The organism is Dietzia sp. DQ11-71 (genome assembly GCF_014144995.1).
Classification (GTDB): domain Bacteria; phylum Actinomycetota; class Actinomycetes; order Mycobacteriales; family Mycobacteriaceae; genus Dietzia; species Dietzia kunjamensis.
Map to the genome: position 1 here is coordinate 1 of NZ_JAALDT010000147.1, position 3,667 is coordinate 3,667.

The 3,667-nt window shown below is 71.3% G+C and carries 4 protein-coding genes; 2 read left to right on the top strand and 2 right to left on the bottom strand.

The window, feature by feature from the left end; all coding sequences use genetic code 11:
* The coding region (locus G6023_RS06130; protein ID WP_182634498.1) for a fumarate reductase/succinate dehydrogenase flavoprotein subunit at positions 1-1,786 on the top strand (1,786 nt) is incomplete at its 5' end.
* The gene (locus tag G6023_RS06135) at positions 1,783-2,526 is read left to right on the top strand and encodes a succinate dehydrogenase/fumarate reductase iron-sulfur subunit (protein WP_120283504.1); all 744 of its coding nucleotides are present in this window, start codon (positions 1,783-1,785) and stop codon (positions 2,524-2,526) included. The genes G6023_RS06130 and G6023_RS06135, both read left to right, overlap by 4 nt.
* 75 nt (positions 2,527-2,601) lie before the next feature.
* Here the strand turns inward: G6023_RS06135 and G6023_RS06140 are convergent, their stop codons facing one another.
* Together G6023_RS06140 and G6023_RS06145 are read right to left on the bottom strand one after the other, a co-directional pair.
* On the bottom strand, positions 2,602-2,919 hold the full coding sequence (locus tag G6023_RS06140; RefSeq protein WP_227022022.1) for a hypothetical protein: 318 nt from the start codon (positions 2,917-2,919) through the stop codon (positions 2,602-2,604).
* 45 nt (positions 2,920-2,964) lie between these two features.
* Positions 2,965-3,667, bottom strand: a 703-nt coding sequence (locus G6023_RS06145) for an AAA family ATPase (RefSeq protein ID WP_182634499.1), incomplete at its 5' end; no start/stop codon positions are given.

A 3,667-nucleotide genomic window follows, 5' to 3' on the forward strand; every position in this document is an offset into this window, starting at 1 on the left:
GGCGGCCGCCCTCGGCGAGCTCGGCTACCGGGTCACCGCGTTCACCTACCACGACGCCGCCCGGCGCGCGCATTCCGTGGCCGCCCAGGGCGGGATGAACGCCGCCCGCGGCCGCCGGGTGGACGGAGACTCCGTGGCCAGGTTCGTCGCCGACACCGTCTCGGGCGGGGACTTCCGTGGGCGGGAGGCCGAGGCGTTCCGGCTGGGCGAGGAATCCGCGCGGGTGATCGATCACTTCTCCGCCATCGGGACCCCCTTCGCACGCGAGTACGGCGGCGTCCTGTCGACCCGGTCCTTCGGCGGCGTGCAGGTCTCGCGCACGTACTACTCCCGCGGTCAGACCGGCCAACAACTCCAGCTCGCGGGCGTCTCGGCCCTGCAGCGGCAGATCCGTGCCGGCGCCGTCACGCTGCACACCCGCCACGAGATGCTCGACCTCGTCGTCGACGATTCGGGGTGCCACGGTGTGGTGGTCCGTGACCTGGTGTCCGGCCACATCCGGGCCGAGACCGCGCACGCGGTCGTCCTCGCGACCGGTGGCTACGGGACCGTCTTCCACGACTCCACGCTCGCGATCCACTCCAACGCCTCGGCGGTGTGGCGCGCGCACCAGCGGGGGGCCCTGTTCGCCTCACCGTCGTTCGTGCAGTTCCACCCCACCGCGCTGCCCAAGGACAACGACTGGCAGGCCAAGACGATCCTCATGAGCGAATCGTTGCGCAACGACGGCCGCGTCTGGGTCCCGCTCCACGACGGCGACGACCGGCCGCCCGGGGAGATCCCGGACGCCGACCGCGACTTCTTTCTCGAGCGCCGATATCCCGCCTTCGGCAACCTCGTGCCCCGCGACGTGGCCTCCCGGGCGATCACCTCCGAGATCCGTGCCGGGCGAGGGGTGGGGCCACGCCGCAACTCCGTCTACCTGGACTTCCGTGACGCCCTGTCCCGCGACGGGCGCCGGACGATCACCGAGCGCTACGGCAACCTGTTCGAGATGTACGCCCACGCCACCGGCGAGGACCCGTACGCCGTACCCATGCGCATCGCGCCGACGTGCCACTTCACGATGGGCGGGCTGTGGAGCGACTTCGACCTGCAGACGTCGATCCCCGGCCTGTTCGTCGGCGGCGAATGCGGCTGGGCGTATCACGGCGCGAACCGACTCGGTGCGAATTCCCTGCTCAGCGCGAGCGTCGACGGGTGGTTCACCCTTCCGTACTCGGTGCCGGCGCACCTGGCCACCCGCCTCGGGGACGACCTGCCGGGCGACGACGACGAGGTGGTCGTGGCCGCCGTGGCCCGCGCCCGGACGCGGGTGCGGAACCTGCTCGCGGTGGGCGGCTCGACCGGGCCCGAACACTTCCACCGTGAGCTCGGCGAGATCCTCTACTCGGGCTGCGGCGTCACACGAACGGCCGACGGCCTGACCCGGGCGCTCGAGCGCATCCGTGACCTGCGGACCCGGTTCTGGACTGGCCTGCGGGTCACGGGCGCAGGCGGTCACCTCAACCAGGTGCTCGAACTGGCCGGGCGGGTCGCCGACTTCCTCGAACTGGCGGAACTGATGTGCGTGGATGCGCTGGACCGGGACGAGTCGTGCGGCGCCCACTTCCGCGACGAGCACCAGACGCCTGACGGCGAGGCCCGGCGGGACGACCGTCGGTGGGCCTTCGCCTCCGCCTGGGCCTCCGAGGGCGATGACCGTGGCGGGCCCCGGTCCTTCACCCGCCACGCCGAACCGCTGGAGTTCTCGGCGGTCGCCCCCACCGCGAGGGATTACCGATGAGGCTCACCCTGCGAATCTGGCGACAGTCCGGGCCCGACATGGCCGGGCGGTACGAGGAGTTCGAGGTCCACGACGCCCGGCCGGAGATGAGTGTCCTGGAGTTGCTCGACGTCCTCAACGCCGACCTGGTGGACGCGGGCGTCGAACCGGTGGCGTTCGACTCCGACTGCCGTGAGGGGATCTGCGGGGCCTGCGGCGTCACCGTCGACGGACGCCCCCACGGTCCCGCGGAGAACACCCCGTCGTGTCACCAGCGGCTGACCCCCTACGCCGACGGGGACATCCTGCGCATCGAACCGCTTCGCGCCGCCGTGTTCCCTGTCATCCGCGATCTGGTGGTGGACCGCTCCGCTCTGGACGGGGTCGTCGAGTCCGCGGCCCATGTGGGAATCCCGGCCGGCGCCGCCCCGGACGCGGACTCGACCCTCCAGGGTCACGACACGGCGGAGACCGCGCTGGACTTCGCGGCGTGCATCGGGTGCGGGGCGTGTGTGGCGGCCTGCCCCAACGGCTCGGCCAACCTGTTCGTGGGGGCCAAACTCGGGCACCTCGCCCTCATGCCCGTCGCGGGCGCCGACCGCGCGACCCGCGCCCGCGAGATGGTCAGCGCCGCCGACGAGGAATTCGGACCCTGCTCGCTCTACGGGGAGTGCTCGCGGGTGTGCCCGGCGGGGATCCCGCTGCGGGCGATCGGCGTGGTCAACCGTGAACGGCTCCGGGCGGTCTTCCGGCGCTCGTGAGCGAGCGGCGCCGCCTTGGCCACGTGCACGAAGGCCGGCACGTCGCACCCGGGTGACGACCGGGCCGTCCGTGACCTACACGTCGTCCTCCCCGACCGGTCCGCCCTCGCCCTCCCACGTCTCGATCATCCTGACCTTGGTCCGGGTGAACTTGCGGCGCACGCCCACTCCCCCGCGGTCGCTCTCCGGGATGAAGCGCGCACCGAAATGGGTCAGGGCGTCGGTGAGGGCCTGCACCTCGGCCTCGTCGAGGTCGCCCGCCCCGCGCTCGTAGTCCCGGATCCTCTCCTCGTTCACCCCGGAGCGAAGGGCGACGACCTTGGTGGAGACCAGGCACAACGCTCGCGCGGCACGCGCGAGACTGGGGTCCATGAACAGTTCTGAGTGAGTCATGACCCCATCCTGCCAGCGCGACGCCGGGGGGGCGCCGTCGACGGGTCAGCGCATGCGTTGGGAGATGACCTTGGAGATGCCGTCGCCCTGCATCGACACCCCGTAGAGCACGTCGGCGACGTCCATGGTGGGTTTCTGGTGGGTGATGACGATGAGCTGGCTGGTCTCCCGCAGCTGCTCGAACAGCCCGATGAGCCGCCGCAGGTTGGTGTCGTCGAGCGCCGCCTCGACCTCGTCCATGACGTAGAACGGGCTGGGGCGGGCCTTGAATATCGCCACCAGCATGGCGACCGCGGTGAGCGACTTCTCGCCGCCGGACAGCAGCGACAACCGCTTCACCTTCTTTCCCGGTGGCCGCGCCTCCACCTCGATCCCGGTGGCGAGCATGTCCTCCGGCTCGGTGAGGATCAGTCGCCCCTCCCCTCCGGGGAAGAGCGTGGAGAAGACACCCCGGAACTCGCGCTCGACGTCGACCCACGCCTCGGTGAAGATCTGCTCGATGCGCTCGTCGACGTCGTCGATCACCCCCTCGAGGTCGGACCGGGCCTTCTTCACGTCGTCGAGCTGGGTGGACAGGAACGCGTAGCGCTCCTCCAGGGCCGCGAACTCCTCCAACGCCAGCGGGTTGACCTTGCCCAGGGTGGCCAGGTCCTTCTGCGCCGACCTGAGACGACGCTCCTGTTCGGCGCGCACGAACGGCATCGGCGGCGGCGGGGTCACGTCCTCGCCGCGCTCGCGAGCCGCCTCG